A 14,762-nucleotide genomic window follows, 5' to 3' on the forward strand; every position below is an offset into this window, starting at 1 on the left:
AAAAAGATGCCCCAAAATATTCAGGGCACCTTTTGAATTAAATCTACTAATTTATCCTATTTGTCCCACCATACTTTGGTGGTGAGTTCGTCGGGCATCGTGGCGCCACTCTGGTAGTTCGGGTTGCCCGCCACTTCGTTGGTCGGATAGCGGAGTCTCACGGGAATGGTTCCATTGGTTACGTTGCCGGGGTAATTGATGGCGGTGAGTTTGGGGAAGCCGGTCCTGCGCCAGTCGTTCCACGCTTCCCACCAGTTGAAGAACTTGTTCACCCACATTTGCTCGCCGATCATTTCGAGCGCTGGTCTGGTGGTGCCGTAAGGATAGGTTTTCAGGTAGGCGGTTACCGCAGCGTCCGAAACCGTCAGCGATGCATCGTATGGCGTGTACATTTGCATGGACGCCTTCACGCCGGCCTCGTAATGCGACTGCGCCGTGCCGGAAATCCCCGTTCCGATTTTTCGCTCGATAGCTTCCGCCAGCAGAAACTCCACTTCGCCATAGTTCATGATCATGTATGGATCGGAATCCTGCAACATTTTGACGTTGATGCGGGAGTAGGTTTTGGGCAGTATTACGGCCTGGCCTTCGAGCTTATCGAGCATTGGCTGGTCGTAACCGTTGGGCATGCCTTTCTGTTTCAATGGGTCAACGGTAATAGGTGTATACCCGGCAGCGGTCCAGTCTCCGATGCCTCCGCTGATGATCATCAGTCGCGGATCGTCGTCGGCGGCGCTGTTGGCATTGGTGCCTTTCAGGAAGTTTACCAGCGTAGCGCTCAGGTAAGCAGGCTGCCCTCCGTCGCCCGGATCGAATGCACGGGAAATACCATTCTGGTTGGTCCATTCACCGGGGCCGTCGGCCATCGCTACCCAAACATTTTCGGCGTTGCTTGCAAACACACCTCCGGCGGCAGCTTTGGTTACATAAGTAGCGGCTTTGGCAGCATCCACGTTGGAAATACGCATTGCAAGGCGCAGCATGAGCGAATAACCAAACTTCTTCCATTTCGCAATGTCGCCTTTGTAAATGAAATCGGCGGCGGCAAAACCTTCATCCGGATTGGACGTGCTCAATGCGGAGGAAGCCTCATCCAGCTCTTTCAGCAAATCGGCATACACCGCATCCTGGGTGTCATATTTGGGAAAGAAAATACCTTCCGTGCCTTTGTTTGCCTCAGAATAGGGAATGTTACCGTAAAAATCTGTGAGGCGGGCGAAGCTGAATGCCCGAAGAATGCGGGCAGCCTGGCGCATATTTAGGTATTTACCCTCTCCAAAACCTCCCGGTCCCGATTGTTTCAGGATTTCGGCGAGGTTTTTCAGCTGGTCGTTGTAGGTGAAGTCGAACGGTGCTGCATTGGTTTCGGCATTCACCGTATACTTGTCGCCGGGAGCGATACCGCCACCCGCATTGGCCAACTGCTGAATCGCATAGGCGCACATTCCGATATTGGTACGCCAGTCGATATACCGGTTGTCGCCCGAGGTACCGTTAGAAGCTATACCCAGCTCGGCAGAAGTGAAAATCAGGTTGAGGTTCACCTGGTTCAATGCCTGCGGATTGATATTCAGGTCATGAAGCTCCTTCGTGTCGCAACCTGTTGCCAGCACCACGGCCAAACTGTATTTTAAGTATGTAGTCAAATTTTTCATGTCAGGAAAATTAGAATGTTGCTCTCAGGTTGAAACCGTAACTACGTGTTGATGGGAAACCGAAATAGTCGAAGCCTTGTGAGTTTCCGTTCGAATAGGTGGATTCCGGATCGACGTTATCGATGTTCTTGAACAGGATCGCGAGATTGCGGCCAACGAATGAGATGCTCAGGTTTTGCAGCGGGGTTTTTTCCAGCAGTCTTTTCGGGAAAGTATAACCCAATGTTAATTGTCTCAATTTGATGAAAGAGGCATCGTAAAGGTACATCGGCGTTACCGCATCAGCTTCGCCGCCGACAGACTGCCAGTAGTCAAATGCTTCGCGTGGGGAAAGGGTTTTGGTGAATGGTTTGTATTCGGTTCCTTCCTGTGTTACCCCTGTAACGGTCAACGGAGCTTCACCCTCTCTTCCTTGCAGCGACTGTTTGCTCACGCCCCATTGCGTCAGACGCATATTGGTACCCGACAGGATATCGCCTCCCCATTTGAAGTCTACCAGGAAAGAAAGGTCGATGCCTTTGTAATTGAATGCATTGGTTAAGCCTCCGGTGAGTTTGGCAATACCATTCCCGATAACTTCGTAACCGGCTGATCCGACGGGGCGGCCATCGTTGTAAAACACGGGCTGGCCATCCGGCGACATTTTCTGTACCCGGCCGGTGATCATACCGAAGGGCTGGCCTACAATGTTCTTGATGTAAGCGTTTCGTGTACGAGGCTCTTCCATTACGAGTTCATTGCTATTTCCGATCAGCGATTTCACCTTGTTATTGTTCTTGGCAAGGTTCAACGATACATCCCAGTTCAGGTTGGCGCTTTTGAGCGGAGTAACTGTCAGCAAGAGCTCGATACCCCGGTTTTGCATTTTACCCACGTTTACATAAGTCTGTCCGAATCCGCTGGCTTTGGAAATAGTGGCATTCAGAATATCGTTGGTGGTTTGCTGGTCGTAGTAAGTAAAGTCGACCGCTACCTTGTTATTGAACAGGCGGAAGTCGATCCCGAACTCTTTTTCAGTCGATGTCAATGGCATCAGGTTCGGGTTTGGAATCGTACCATTGTTACCCATTGCCTGTGAAAATGACGCCATTGCATAACCCAGGTGGGGGTTGCCGTTGAGTGAATAGGTCAGGTTAGTCGAATACGCCTCGTTTGTTGCATTACCCACCTGTGCCCAGGATGCCCGTAACTTACCATACGACAGCCAGGAAGGCAGGTTTTTGAAAGCGTCCGAGAATACGAAGCTGGTTCCGACGGATGGATAGAGGGTATTGTTGCTTTCCGGGTTCAAAACGGAAAACCAGTCATTTCGAGCGGTGGCATTCAGGTAAAGGAAACCGTCGTAGGAAATCTCCGCCGACCCGAACAGGGAGTTGATCCCTCTTTCCTGGTAATTGAAATCCCATGATTTCCCTTTCACGTTGTTGATAGCAGGGAAAAACTGAACATTGAAACCGTTACCATAGATATTGACGAAGTCGTATTTCCACCGCATCCGGTTGCCGCCGACGAATGCGTTGACCCCGATTTTTCCGAAGTCTTTGTTAACTCCCACCATATATTCCGCATTGATTTCCTGCACATTCCAGGTTCCCATGCTCCGAGCACCACCCCGCTGATACCCTGTTCCTTCCGGGGTAAGCCCTTCGGCCCGGCGCTGGTACTTGTCGAGACCGACGCGGCCTGAAACATACAACCAGTCGGTAAGCTGGTATTTCAATGACCCGGAGGTGATAAACCGGTTCTTTTTGTCGGTTTTGATAAACTGGTGGGTTACCCAGTACGGGTTCTGGCCCCAGTTGTTGCTGGCTTGCTGGAATTCCTCTCCCACCTGCTTGCCGAAAACGCTCAGGCTGTTGGCATCGGTTCCGGCGGGAATGGCACCCGGTTTGTTAGGATCGCCGTAATAGTCGAGCACATTATAGCTGCCGGGCGTGCGCCACAGCGATTGGATCGCATTTCCAGGTGAATCGGACACGTTCGGGCGGTTTTTAGCTTTCTCTTCGGAGTAAAGTACCTTCGCGTCCAGGGTCAGTCGTTTGCCGAATTTAGCATTGGTCGATAGCGAGATGTTGATCCTGTCGTAACCCGAGTTGGGAATGATGGTGGTACTGTTCAGATTGGTAACCGATGCCCTGAAGTTCTGGTTTTCGTTTCCGCCGGATAGCGCCAGGTTGTTCGTAAATGCATGGCCTGTTTGGTAAAAACGCGAGAAATTATCGCCTTGGTAGGCATAAGGCCTCATTTTGCCGTCAAATCCTACGTATTGGCTGTTATCATATTTAGGTCCCCAGGAATCATCACCCCATTCGTATGCTTGTGTCTGAGTGGATGGTTTGACGGCTACACCATCCGCGTAGGCGCCGCTGCCGTACGACTTTTGCAGGTCGGAAAGGTCATTGAATTTTTCAAAAACATAGTTGGAGCCGAACTCGACGCCGATGCCTTTTCTTTTGGTCCCGCGTTTGGTGGTTACGTTGATAACCCCATTCGTGGCGCGGGAACCGTATAGTGCCGCTGCATTTGCACCTTTCAATACAGTTACCGACTCGATGTCATCCGGGTTGATACTCGAAAGACCATCCCCTTCATCGGAACCGCCCCACAGGCCTGCCTGGCCGAAGTTATTGTTGTCCATCGGAATACCATCAATTACATACAACGGCTGGTTAGGCCCCTGCAATGATTTGTTCCCGCGGATGATCACCCGCGACGATCCTGCGGGCCCGGAAGCAATTTTGCTTACGTTAACCCCGGCTACACGCCCTGCAAGTGCATTACCGAGGTTGGCCTCACGTGCCGCCGTCATATTGGTACCGGATACTTCGGTGATGGAGTAGGCAAGCGACCTTTTCTCACGGCTGATACCCAACGCAGTTACCACCACCTCGTTCAGTGCGGTTGCCTCCGCTGTCAGCGAGAGGTTGAGGATGGTGGCATTGGCTACGACTTCTTTTGTGATATAGCCAATGTAGCTGAATGTCAGGGTTTTTCCTTTTTCAACTGTGATGCTGTACTCACCTTTGTCATTGGTGGTGGTACCTCTTGTGGTACCCTTCACGACCACGTTCACGCCGGCAATTTCTCCGCCCGCGGCGTCGCTGACTTTCCCCGATACCGTCATTTCCTGCGCATACCCTCTCAGGGCAAGCATAGTGAACAGTACCAGCATTTTAACGAGTAGATTTTTTTTCATACGGTTCTCGTACTTCGATAGGTTAAAGTGGTTACTTATAATGAGGAACTAATGCTGAAAATTGGGTCAAATATCAATACTTGGCCGAATATGTGTATAGCACTTTTTTATCTTAAAATAACACAGTTTTAACACCATTTTAATGTCAAAATATGTGTTATTCTAATATTTGATATGACTATATAGTTAAGTTGGTGAAAGCAGAAGCTAGGGTTTCGAGGAAGAATATGGTCGGATACCACCCACAGCAAGGCAGCGGTGCGTTCGCTATGCTGTATACGTCAGTGAGTGGCAGGCAAGGTTGGAGCTCAACGATCCGGGAGATTTTTGTACCAGGTTTTCCAGAGAATGACTGAGGTGATCAGCAAAACAGCGGTGGCTGCGAGTGTTTCTGCGGACATTTTAAGAATACCAAAGACAGGTATAACTGTAATGGCGGTCTGTGCGATGATTCCCGCGCTTACATTGAAAATATCTCTTGAAAAGTCCCTGTTTGGTGAAAATGAAGGGTCGCTTTTGCATACCTCCTCGCGGACCGGTCCCCAGAACCCCCAGGGATTGACTGTCCGGTAGAAAGTCTTGAGTACTTCCATGTCGGTGGGCTTCGTCGCCAGCGACCCGGCGATAGCGCCCAACACTGAAATGCCCAGTATAAGCGGAAAGTAATACAGCGGCAAAGTGCCCGCGAACACGTGCGGGCACACCAGCGCGCATACGATCCCCGCCAGCATTCCCCAGAAAAAGCCGGCGCTGTTGAAGCGCCACCAGTACCATTTGAGTACATTGGAAGCAATGTACCCGCCGTAAAGAGCCGATACGATCCATTGGAGAATACTGTTCACGTCTTTCGTAAGCAATCCGAGCAGAATGCTGATGCAGACGATGATGATGCCGGAGATATAACTTACCCTGCTGATTTGCCGGTTGCCGGCGCCGGGGTTCACCGAGCGGAGATAAATGTCGTTTACGAAATAGGCCTGCGCTGCATTGAACGTACCCGCAAACGTGCCCATGAATGCACCCATGAGGCCGATCAACACCAAACCCAGTAAGCCGGATGGAATGTAGGTATTGAGTACGACGGGGAGCACTTGCTCGAAATCGATTTCGATGGCGGCAGAAATGCCGGGTTGCCGGAAATACAGCAGGGCAAAAATGGCAATGCCGGTAATGAAAAGGTACCGGGTGGGCAGCAGCACTACGTTCACGATCATACTCATCAGCGCGGCTTCCCTGGGCGAGCGGGTCGAGAGGATTTTTTGCATGTCGTAATTAGGGGCCGGGCCTGCCAGGCTTGCGAGGACGCCTTTGGCAGCCATTAATGCAAAGAAATAGCCGAATGGAGCGAAACCGTCATTTTGCAGTTTTCGGGCTGCGGCGGGCAGATGCGCCGCCCAGTCGAGACCGAGTCCTTTTCCGAAAAAGAGGTCTGTCCAGCCTTTGGGTATCGACAAACTGGCTACTCCGGGAAGTGCCGCGTAAGCCATGGCGGCTATGGAAATGCACACGACAACCATGATCAGGTAATGCAGCATATCGACCCAAACGATGCTTTTCATGCCGCCTAGCAGCGCGTAGCAGGCAGTGAAAACGGTAAAAATTACGCCGTAGACGTGTGCGGTATATGCCGGGGGCAAGTCAAAAGGGAGGAATGCGCTGACGATTTTCCAGGGGATGAAAATCTCGATGAATTTACCCAACCCGATGAACCCGTAACCCATAAAACTCAGGCAGCTCAGCAATGCAAAAACGATGATGATCTTGTGCGAAAGCCCGGCCCCGTGCCGATCGCCAAAACGAAAAAGCATCCATTCCGCGCCCGTAGCCGCATTGGAGCGCCTCAGCCACATCGAGAGGTAAACCATCATGAATATCTGGTTGAATACCGGCCAGAGCCATGGCAGCCAAATGCTTTTTACCCCATACACCACCATAATGGCCACCATCCAGGTTGTGCCGGAAAGGTCGAACATACCAGATGCATTGGAAATACCCAGCATCCAGAACGGCATGGATTTTCCCCCGAGCAGGTAGTCGTTTTTGCTTTTTGCAGCCTGTCGTTTCAGGTAAATGCCGATCACCATCACCGTGACCAGGTATAGTACTATAATGAGGAGATCGAACGCCTTTATTTTCATCCGTGCACGCGCCAGTAATGGGAAGGTTACAAAGTGGCTTTATTGATATTTAATCTTTAAATTGTTACCTCAATATAACATAACAAACCGATCCTAATCGCCTATGAGTGAAATCTACCGGGAAATTACTCCTTTGACGCAGTATGATTGCTTTACCGTCTTCGATCGGAAAAAGACCATTTTCGACTTTCCACTGCACAGTCATGAGGAGTTTGAGCTGAATCTGATCCTGTCGGGGAAAGGAGTAAAGCGGGTTGTCGGTGACCATACGGAGGTGATCGACGACGTGGAGCTGGTGCTGGTGGGCAATAATTTGCCGCATGGCTGGCTAACCCATTCGTATCGATGGGAGGAAGGAATGCCGGAGATTGTGGAGGTTACGGTGCAATTTCACCGGGATTTGTTCGATGATAAGTTTCTGAAACGGAACCAGCTGTTTTTTGTCCGCTCGTTGCTGGAAAAATCGGCCAAAGGGATCGCATTTTCGAGGGAAACGATCGAGCGGATCAAACCGAGGCTTACGAGCCTGGCACAGAAAAGCGGGTTCGATTCCATGCTCGAACTGATGTCCATTCTGCACGACCTGTCGGTCTCGCGCGATATGCGGACACTTTCCAGCAGCACATTTACGGATGACGACGTCAATTTCAACAGCCGCCGCATTGAAAAGGTATTTGCATTTATGCGCAACAATTATGACAAGGACGTAAACCTGGCGGGCGTGGCGAAGCTGGCGGGGATGTCGGAGGTGTCGTTCAGCCGGTTTATCAAGAAGCGCACGGGCAAAACATTCGTCGAAAGTCTGAACGAGATCCGCCTCGGCCATGCGTCGCGTTCGCTGATCAATACTTCCAACACAGTTTCGGAAATCGCGTACAAATGCGGTTTCAATAACCTTTCGTATTTCAATCGGGTTTTCAAAACCAGGAACGGCTGCACACCGAAGGAGTTTCGGGATAACTATTCGGGGACGAGGACGTTTGTGTGAGGTGATTGAGTTTAAAGTTTATCAGTTTAGGGTTTATGAGTTTAAAGTTTATGAGTTTAGGGTTGAAGAGTGTTTAGGAGTTTAGGGTTGATGAGTTTAGCGTTAAGAGTTGATGCGTTTGGTTCAAAATAAAAGAGTTCAAAGCAGGCAGTATCCCAAGCTTTGAACTCTTTACTTTGAACTATAAACTCCTGAACTCTACACCTTCAACATCCACCCGAAGATATCCTCTTCTTTGCCGGTACGGAGGTCGGTGAGGTAGTTTTTTACTTTATTCACGAATGAATCTTCCTTGATTTCGGGTAGCGGGTAATCCACGCCTTCGTAAGCGATTGTTGCGAACGGAGAGATTACCACGGCGGTTCCGGCGCCGAATGCGGCTTCGAGCTTACCGGCTTTCAATGCGTCGATGATCTCTTTTACGCTGATGCGGCGCTCTTCTACGGGGATACCCCAATGCTCGGCCACTGCTACGATGCTTTTGCGGGTGATGCCGTCGAGTGTCGTTTCGGAAACGTGCGGGGTAAGCAGCTTACCATCCAGCACGAACATGATGTTCATCGTTCCCGATTCCTCGATGTACTCGTGGTCGCGGGCGTCGGTCCAGATAAGCTGATCGTAACCTTCCTGCTGGGCCAGTTTTGCGGGATAGAGCGAGCCTGCGTAGTTACCTGCGCATTTGGTAGCACCTACGCCGCCTTCCGCAGCGCGGATGAAATGTTGTTCCACTTTCACGCGCGGCGGCTTGGCATAATAAGTGCCTACCGGGCTGGTGAAAATGATGAAATAGTATGATTCCGATGCTTTGACGCCAATATAAGGGTCGGTAGCAAACATGTAAGGACGAATGTAAAGCGAGCAGCCGGGCTGTGACGGTACCCAACCGGCATCCAGGCGGAGCAGCTCGGTAAGGCCATTCATGAAAATCTCTTCCGGGATTTGCGGCATGCAAAGGCGCTCGGCGGATTTGTTGAGGCGTTTCCAGTTGTCGATAGCACGGAAAAGCAGCACTTCGCCTGCATCGTTTTTGTAGGCCTTCATTCCCTCGAAAATAGCCTGACCGTAATGTAGCGCGGCGGTAGCAGGGCTTAGCGAGAGGTCACCATACGGGACGATGCGCAGGTCTTGCCATTGTCCGCTTTTATACTCGGCGATGAACATGTGGTCGGAGATGTTCCGTCCAAAAACGAGGTTGTTGAAGTCAACCTCCTGCAAACGGGATTGGGTGGTTTGCTGAACTTCTATTTGTACTGTGTCGGCTGTCATGATGCCAAAAATTTAATTTTTCAAACGCTTTCCGGAGCTAATTCTCAGAAAAAATGCAGGATTTGGAGGCCCTGGCGGATTCTTTCTAAGTTCCGCAATTTAAAGAATTTAATCCTAAAATTTTTGATATTTAGTATAACAATTATTTTTCCCGGGAAACCCTCGGCTGCCATGTAACTTCCTCAATTCCCAACTCGTGCGTCATCGCCCGGCATAGCATAAAAAGGTAGTCGGAAAGACGGTTGAGATAGCGGATCACGATCGCTTCCACTTCCTCGCCCTGCTGCAAATGGATTACTGCCCGCTCGGCCCTGCGGCAGACCGTCCGCGCAATGTGCCCGAACGACACCGACTGGTGCCCGCCAGGCAGGATGAACGCCCGCAGCGGAGGCACTTTCGCATCGATCAGGTCCATTTCTTTTTCCAGCAGTGTGATGTCCTCATCATAGAGGTCAGGCAGGATTTTTCTTTTCTGATCGGGCTCCGAAGCTAAATGCGAACCGATCGTGAAGAGGCGGTCCTGGATTTCTTTGAGCAGGTCTTTGCGGCCGTCATTCACCGGCAAGTCGCGCAGCATTCCGATGTAGCTGTTCAGCTCGTCGACCGTTCCGTACGCGTCTATGCGCACATGCGCCTTGCTCAGCCGTGTGCCGCCGATAAGCGCGGTAGTGCCTTTATCGCCGGTTTTGGTGTAGATTTTCATGTGTGGGAGTTAGCCTTCGCTTGCCTTGCGGATTCGATTTTGACAAGTTCTTCGATGGAGCACTTAAGAGACTCCTTCTTGATGAATTCTTCCTCGATTTCGCGCATCTCCGCTGGGGTATGGCTGTTTCTGATAACGGCGATCTTAGTTGCCTTGAATGTTTTCATAATAGTAGCGTATAGTTTGTTTGTTGGCGGACCAGCAGCTGATCGGCCTGATTATTCCATTGTTAACTGAAAATACAACCACTTTTACGTTTTGCGAGTTTCCTCTTCCGACTGCTTCAAACCGCTGCTCCACCGCATTCCTTCTGCCGACGCTCATAATCAGATCCGGATCCCGGAATATGCTTTCAACTTCTTCGGCCGTATTTCCCCTCTCAGGATGATCATAAATTATATGCCTTAGATTGTGATAATCCCACTCAAAGCGCATTGTAGAAAGTTATAATGTGTGTTTGTTAAAAGCCAATTAGGTTTTGGAAGCTTCCCGACCTAATTTTGCGGCTTGATTTACTATGGCGAAAAGACCTCTATTTAGGTTACCAATTCATGAAAGTTACAACATTTGCAATAAAGATCTGGCGCTGGGCATCTTTATTATTCGTTATCGGGGCGCTGGTGTGGACGTACTCGCTTTTCCCCGAAATGGTGGCGGTGGATTTCGCAGACAGTGGTCTTGCGGAGCGTTACGTTGAAAAAGGACACATTTTTTACATTATAATGGGCCTTTTCCTGCTGAATAACGTGGTGATTACCGGCATCGCACGCCACATCCCGAACGTCGATCCAATGAACCTTCCGATTTTGAAACGCAAGGAATGGTCGCTACACCGCGCCGAACTGAGCGAGCACCTTACCAACTGGCTATTTTGCCTTGTGGCGGTCATCAATACGATCATGGGTTTCAGCTTGCTGGCCTTGGCGACAATCAACAGTACAAGCTACAAAATGGACGTTTTCGACTTCTCGTGGCTCTATTATGCGAGCCTTGCGCTGGTTTTATTCGTTTTCCTGCTTCCGCTGCGCCTGCTGTGGCCGCCTTTGCACGACGATAAATTGTAAAATCGCCTGGTATGGAAGGTAAAATGGCCGTTGAGGACAATGTATTGTGGCGAATAGAAGCGGAGGCGATCGACCTGGAAAGCTATACCTATGATTTGCCGGACGACCGGATCGCGAAGTATCCGATGGACGTTCGCGATCAGTCCAAATTGATGATATACCGCAGTGGTGAAATCAACCATTTGCGGTTTACCGACATCACCGCACAGCTTCCCGAAAATACGTTGCTCGTTTTTAACGATACGAAAGTGATCCCGGCGCGGGCGCATTTCCGGAAGGAGACAGGCGCGGTGATAGAATTGCTGCTGTTGCATCCCGAACTGCCTACCCGGGTGATCAACGATGCGATGCTGGTAAAGCATTCCTGCGTGTGGGAATGTATGATCGGGAATAAAAAGCGCTGGAAAGTTGCGGATACATTATCAAACGTCATACAGGTAAGCGGCACGGAGTTGCATTTGCAAGTCTCGTACCACGACTACGAGCGTAACCTGGTAAAGCTTACCTGGGATGCGGACGTCACATTCCTGGAACTAGTGAAAGCATTGGGAGAAATTCCATTGCCGCCTTACCTCAACCGCGATACCGAAGAGCCTGACAAGGAAACTTACCAGACCGTTTACGCCCACCACGACGGAGCAGTAGCCGCTCCGACAGCCGGACTGCATTTCACGCCGCGGGTTTTTGAGGCATTGGAGCAAAAAGGCATCCGCAAATCCTTCCTCACCTTGCACGTGGGAGCCGGTACTTTCCAGCCTATCAAAGTCGAGAAAGTTACCGAACACCGGATGCATTCGGAGCAGGTGGTTTTTACACGGGAGCTGATCAATGATTTACTCCTATCGGTTGATCACATTGTACCGGTAGGGACTACTTCATTACGTTCGCTGGAAAGTCTGTATTGGTACGGCGTAAAGCTTTTCAAAAAGGAAACCACTGATTTCAATATCGAAAAACTCTATCCTTATCCCTGGAAAGAGGCGGAACTTCCATCGGCTGCGCAGTCAATGCAAGCCATAGCCGATCATATGGATGCCACAGGTGTAAGCGAGATTGTGGGCGAAACCGAAATCTTTATTTTTCCCGGCTACCGTTTCCGCTTGTGCCGCGGGATAATTACAAATTACCATCAGCCGGGCTCCACATTAATACTCCTGGTAGCTGCTTTTGTCGGAAAAGATTGGAAAACGATCTATTCGGAGGCATTGGCAAACGATTACCGCTTTTTAAGCTACGGCGATTCGTCGCTCCTTTGGCTCATTGATGAGGCTTAGTAGTTTTATTAGTTGACCTTTTCTCACAATTGTTGTTAAAAAACAGTAAATTATGAGGAATGCACAACTAATTGACTGAGAATGACCGTTGAAGAATACTTCGAGTTGGAAGAACAAAGCGAGATCCGCCATGAATATTTTAATGGCGAGATGTACGCTATGGCCGATGATTCGCTAAACCATAACGAGATTGTCTCGAACATTCGCGCGGCCTTTAGCAGCTTTTTTCGGCCCCGTGGTTGTCGCGCGTTCGCAGAAACAATCAAGTTAAAGGCATCAGATATTTATTACGCCTACCCGGATGTGATGGTTACCTGTGCACCGAGCGATGTGTCAGGAACTTACATTGTCGAACATCCCAGTATTCTGGTCGGGGTTGTATCGAAAACGTCGGAGCATATTGACCGCGTTTTTAAGTTGAAGGAATACAAGAGAATAGCGTCTCTTAAATACTATCTGCTTGTAGCGCAAAATGACTATGGCGTTGAGCTCTATTCACGGCTCGAACAGACCGATCTGTGGACTTACCACACCTTCCACAATCCAACCGACAACGTCCGCCTCGATGCATTCGATTTCCAAATGAGCCTTGACGCGATTTATGAGAACATCGAGTTCGTGCCGGAAGAGTAGTTCCAAATGCATTATTGCACAGCAACCACCTTGCTCGCTACCGACACCCCATTCTCATTAAATGCCTCGATAGCAAAATAATAAGGTACCCCCACATTCAAAGCCCGAAGCTCGAACGTATCCGGTTCGTCGTTCCAGAATTGATAGGTCTGGTAAAGCTTATCGGGTGCGATGCCCCAAAGCACATTATAACCGACTGCACCAGGTACTTTCTCCCATTTCAAATCTGCATTACGCGCGTCTTTCTGGCGGATGGCGGTAAAAGTCACCGGTGTTTGCGGTGCTTTGCCGAAACCGTTTCCAAAAATCCTGAATTCACTGATCGCTAATGTCGGGGAGGCTACGTACACGTGCTCGTAACGCACGTAACGTGCACGCACGGGCGTGGCGAGCTCGATGTAGGCGCAGGGGCGGTCGCGTTTGGGCACTTTGGTGAGGTCGCTCGCGAGGTCCCATTTCTTACCGTCTTTCGAGGTCCAGATTTTGAATTGCGTGTAAACTTTTTCAGGTTTATTGTCAAAAATGTCGGATTTGTAGTCGGTGTAATTCACCTGAATGGCTTTTACCTCCTGCTCGGATTGCAAGTCGATTGTCAGCGTTTCGCCGGGCTTGTTTTGCTTCGCAGCCCAGAATGTCCTCGGATTCTCGTCGGTTATTTTTTGCGCAGCCATGGTGTCGAGCGTGGACGAGGCGGTCATGGGCTTTTTGTAGGACAATAGCATCCATCCGGTGAAAAGCTCGTCGCCTTTGCCTGTCCAGGTTTTGGTCGGTATTTTGTGCGGGAAATCGCCGAAGCGGGTGTTGGCGAACATTTGACCGTCTTTATCGAAACCGGCCGCGTAGCGCACGATGCGTCGTTCCATGGCCCAGTTCAGACCGATCCACGACGTTCCGGTGTTCCAGTAGTTGCCATAATTGTCCTGAAAAGTATTACCATGACCGGCTCCTGTAGCAAAACCGCCCGGTTTGTAGGAAACGGGGTTGTAGGGCGCATAAGTAAAAGGCCCGAGCGGCTGGTCGCTGACGTAGGTACCATTGGCATATACATTATATTCCGTGCCCGGCGCGCCGTATTGCAGGTAGTATTTGCCCTTATGCTTGGTCATCCAGGCGCCCTCGGTGAATGGTTTGAATGGGTCCGAGTGATTGGGCCCGAAGCGCTCCCAGCCGTGCTCGTACTGATTTAACCAAAACAGCGATTGATATTGCCCCTTGAATGCGAGCCGTTTGGAATAATCCAACTCCGAGCCAAAGATCGGATAGACGTTGGATGAGCCCCAGTACATATACCATTTGTCGGTATCCGGGTCGTGGAACAATGCCGGGTCCCAGGGGCCAATGTCTTTCGGCAGGCGGGGCGTCCAGCGGTTGTAGAATTCCCAAATGCCTTTTTCGGGCGCAACGGAATACAATATCGGCCGCGATTCGAACGTGGATTGGAACAAAAACAAGGTATCCCGTACCGAAACCGCCGCGGGCGCGCACATGTCCTCGAATGGCCAGCGGTTGGCGGTGAGGTATTTCCAGTTGAGCATGTCTTTGGAATGCCAGTAACCACCCGAAATGGTGACGAAAAGGAAGTACTCGCCTTTGTGGTTGATAATCACCGGATCGGCGCCGGAACGGTAGCTGATGTTTTCGTTGAGCTGTTCGAAGTTGTATTTGTAATCGATGTCCATCGGATTACAGTAGGTGCTTTGGGCGGCTGCCTGTATTGCATGGAGACCGAGTAGTAATCCAGTGAATATTCCGAAAGCGCGTAACAGCATGATTTTGTTGATGATAGGGTGCACATTATTCTTTTAATCCTGCAAAATTACCTGTTTTTGGATTAATAATCTTTTG

12 protein-coding genes are annotated in these 14,762 nt (G+C 50.2%); 4 read left to right on the forward strand and 8 right to left on the reverse strand.

The genetic code is table 11. The features are described 5' to 3' along the window. Window positions 1-56 precede the first annotated feature (56 nt). From BLQ88_RS32300 to BLQ88_RS32310, 3 genes are all read right to left on the reverse strand, one after another. A complete protein-coding gene (locus tag BLQ88_RS32300) occupies window positions 57-1,655 on the reverse strand; it encodes a SusD/RagB family nutrient-binding outer membrane lipoprotein (protein WP_090157158.1) in 1,599 nt (532 codons plus the stop codon). A 10-nt stretch (window positions 1,656-1,665) separates the two neighbouring features. Then, on the reverse strand, window positions 1,666-4,851 hold the full coding sequence (locus tag BLQ88_RS32305) for a SusC/RagA family TonB-linked outer membrane protein (protein ID WP_090157159.1): 3,186 nt from the start codon (window positions 4,849-4,851) through the stop codon (window positions 1,666-1,668). A 308-nt stretch (window positions 4,852-5,159) separates the two neighbouring features. Beyond that, entirely contained in the window at window positions 5,160-6,989 is a 1,830-nt protein-coding gene (locus tag BLQ88_RS32310; RefSeq protein WP_090157160.1) for a sodium:solute symporter family protein, read from the reverse strand. A 103-nt stretch (window positions 6,990-7,092) separates the two neighbouring features. On the opposite strand from BLQ88_RS32310, the gene BLQ88_RS32315 reads away from it, so the two are divergent. Further along, window positions 7,093-7,977 carry an AraC family transcriptional regulator gene (locus tag BLQ88_RS32315; RefSeq protein ID WP_090157161.1) on the forward strand — a complete coding sequence of 295 codons (885 nt, stop codon included), beginning with the start codon at window positions 7,093-7,095 and terminating at the stop codon, window positions 7,975-7,977. Window positions 7,978-8,175: 198 nt separating this feature from the next. On the opposite strand, the gene BLQ88_RS32320 is transcribed toward BLQ88_RS32315, so the two are convergent. The 4 genes from BLQ88_RS32320 to BLQ88_RS37630 form a co-directional block, all read right to left on the reverse strand. After that, complete coding sequence (locus tag BLQ88_RS32320; protein ID WP_090157162.1) at window positions 8,176-9,243, reverse strand: branched-chain amino acid aminotransferase; 1,068 nt, start codon at window positions 9,241-9,243, stop codon at window positions 8,176-8,178. 142 nt (window positions 9,244-9,385) lie between these two features. Next, window positions 9,386-9,946, reverse strand: a complete 561-nt coding sequence (locus tag BLQ88_RS32325) for a cob(I)yrinic acid a,c-diamide adenosyltransferase (RefSeq protein WP_090157163.1) — start codon at window positions 9,944-9,946, stop codon at window positions 9,386-9,388. Next, the gene (locus BLQ88_RS36935) at window positions 9,943-10,113 is read right to left on the reverse strand and encodes a hypothetical protein (protein ID WP_176885175.1); all 171 of its coding nucleotides are present in this window, start codon (window positions 10,111-10,113) and stop codon (window positions 9,943-9,945) included. Before BLQ88_RS36935 ends, BLQ88_RS32325 begins: the two co-directional genes overlap by 4 nt. Beyond that, window positions 10,091-10,381 (reverse strand): BrnT family toxin, encoded by a 291-nt coding sequence (locus BLQ88_RS37630; RefSeq protein WP_090157164.1) that lies wholly within the window; start codon window positions 10,379-10,381, stop codon window positions 10,091-10,093. Before BLQ88_RS37630 ends, BLQ88_RS36935 begins: the two co-directional genes overlap by 23 nt. A gap of 116 nt (window positions 10,382-10,497) precedes the next feature. Between BLQ88_RS37630 and BLQ88_RS32335 the strand changes: the two genes are divergently transcribed. From BLQ88_RS32335 to BLQ88_RS32345, 3 genes are all read left to right on the forward strand, one after another. Further along, window positions 10,498-11,010 (forward strand): glycerol-3-phosphate dehydrogenase/oxidase, encoded by a 513-nt coding sequence (locus BLQ88_RS32335; protein ID WP_090157165.1) that lies wholly within the window; start codon window positions 10,498-10,500, stop codon window positions 11,008-11,010. 11 nt (window positions 11,011-11,021) lie between these two features. Further along, complete coding sequence (locus BLQ88_RS32340; protein WP_229212957.1) at window positions 11,022-12,284, forward strand: S-adenosylmethionine:tRNA ribosyltransferase-isomerase; 1,263 nt, start codon at window positions 11,022-11,024, stop codon at window positions 12,282-12,284. An 81-nt stretch (window positions 12,285-12,365) separates the two neighbouring features. Further along, window positions 12,366-12,917, forward strand: coding sequence for a Uma2 family endonuclease (locus BLQ88_RS32345; protein ID WP_090157166.1), 552 nt, complete (start codon window positions 12,366-12,368; stop codon window positions 12,915-12,917). An 11-nt stretch (window positions 12,918-12,928) separates the two neighbouring features. Here the strand turns inward: BLQ88_RS32345 and BLQ88_RS32350 are convergent, their stop codons facing one another. Next, window positions 12,929-14,686 (reverse strand): family 43 glycosylhydrolase, encoded by a 1,758-nt coding sequence (locus BLQ88_RS32350; protein WP_229212958.1) that lies wholly within the window; start codon window positions 14,684-14,686, stop codon window positions 12,929-12,931. Window positions 14,687-14,762 lie beyond the last annotated feature (76 nt).

The organism is Dyadobacter soli, assembly GCF_900101885.1.
Classification (GTDB): Bacteria; Bacteroidota; Bacteroidia; order Cytophagales; family Spirosomataceae; genus Dyadobacter; species Dyadobacter soli.

Coding starts and splice junctions, on each gene's coding strand:
- BLQ88_RS32300 (WP_090157158.1), bottom strand. CDS start 1,655: ATGAAAAATTTGACTACATACTTAAAATACAGTTTGGCCGTGGTGCTG.
- BLQ88_RS32305 (WP_090157159.1), bottom strand. CDS start 4,851: ATGAAAAAAAATCTACTCGTTAAAATGCTGGTACTGTTCACTATGCTT.
- BLQ88_RS32310 (WP_090157160.1), bottom strand. CDS start 6,989: ATGAAAATAAAGGCGTTCGATCTCCTCATTATAGTACTATACCTGGTC.
- BLQ88_RS32315 (WP_090157161.1), top strand. CDS start 7,093: ATGAGTGAAATCTACCGGGAAATTACTCCTTTGACGCAGTATGATTGC.
- BLQ88_RS32320 (WP_090157162.1), bottom strand. CDS start 9,243: ATGACAGCCGACACAGTACAAATAGAAGTTCAGCAAACCACCCAATCC.
- BLQ88_RS32325 (WP_090157163.1), bottom strand. CDS start 9,946: ATGAAAATCTACACCAAAACCGGCGATAAAGGCACTACCGCGCTTATC.
- BLQ88_RS36935 (WP_176885175.1), bottom strand. CDS start 10,113: ATGAAAACATTCAAGGCAACTAAGATCGCCGTTATCAGAAACAGCCAT.
- BLQ88_RS37630 (WP_090157164.1), bottom strand. CDS start 10,381: ATGCGCTTTGAGTGGGATTATCACAATCTAAGGCATATAATTTATGAT.
- BLQ88_RS32335 (WP_090157165.1), top strand. CDS start 10,498: ATGAAAGTTACAACATTTGCAATAAAGATCTGGCGCTGGGCATCTTTA.
- BLQ88_RS32340 (WP_229212957.1), top strand. CDS start 11,022: ATGGAAGGTAAAATGGCCGTTGAGGACAATGTATTGTGGCGAATAGAA.
- BLQ88_RS32345 (WP_090157166.1), top strand. CDS start 12,366: ATGACCGTTGAAGAATACTTCGAGTTGGAAGAACAAAGCGAGATCCGC.
- BLQ88_RS32350 (WP_229212958.1), bottom strand. CDS start 14,686: ATGCTGTTACGCGCTTTCGGAATATTCACTGGATTACTACTCGGTCTC.